Origin of the sequence: Nostoc sp. UHCC 0251 (assembly GCF_034932245.1) — a bacterium.
GTDB lineage: Bacteria > Cyanobacteriota > Cyanobacteriia > Cyanobacteriales > Nostocaceae > Nostoc.
Genome location: NZ_JAYGHD010000472.1, coordinates 1 through 889 on the forward strand (window position 1 = coordinate 1; position 889 = coordinate 889).

The window sequence follows — 889 nt, forward strand, 5'->3', positions numbered from 1 at the left end:
GTTAGCGGATAGCTAAGGTTTAGCCCATTCAGAATAGCTGAATTCTTCTTCAAAAGAGAAGAAATTTCTATGCTTGTATAATAGTTGGGTTTAAAATCCTCACAATTCAAAATAGTTTAAATTGTAATCCTCCTTGTACATTATGTACGAGGAGGATTCAAGACCCATAATTAGCAATGCTGATGATTGCGGTTATTGGGATCTAGCTGCAAGCTTGCAGACATGTCTTAGATGCTGTGTGATTACGCAACTATCTCAAAGTTCGTAGCTGCCAATACTGGTACTGCATCAATGTTGGCAAACAGCCCACCTGTTCCAAAACCTGATGATGTCAAGTTTTGGTTGAAGAACAAATTACCAGTTCCAAGACTGTAAGTAATGAGTCTAAAGCTAGTTGCAGCTGCTGCATCATTATCTACTATCTGAATATCGGACAGATTGTTGAGTCCGACAAAAGTTGTACTACTCAGGGCAATTGTGTCAGCAGTGCGGTTGAAGTCAGTAATTTGATCTACACCTAGATTAGCAGCATTATACGGTGTACCTGAGTTGAACACGAAGCTATCCCTACCACCACCGCCTGTCAGGATATCATTACCGCTACCACCTCTTAAGAAGTCCCTACCTGCGCCACCATTAAGGGTGTCATTGCCAGCGCCACCATAGAGGGTGTCACTTCCACCATCACCAGAGCCAGTTAAGGGTGTAGATGTACCACTACCATCAAGGAAGTCATTGCCAGCACCGCCTGTAAAGCTGACTGCACTAACGCTAGTTCCCGCTAGGTTATTAACATCGAAGATGTCATTACCTCCGCCACCATTGACTTCAAAGCTCTCTGCGGTGTCTACAGTCAGAGTGAAGGGAACTAAGTTAAGCCGATCAAAGA

The 889-nt window shown here is 43.5% G+C and carries 1 pseudogene; it reads right to left on the reverse strand.

Features of this window, described 5'->3' with window-relative positions:
• Positions 1-242 precede the first annotated feature (242 nt).
• Positions 243-889: pseudogene (locus VB740_RS35755) on the reverse strand (hypothetical protein); the annotation flags it as partial.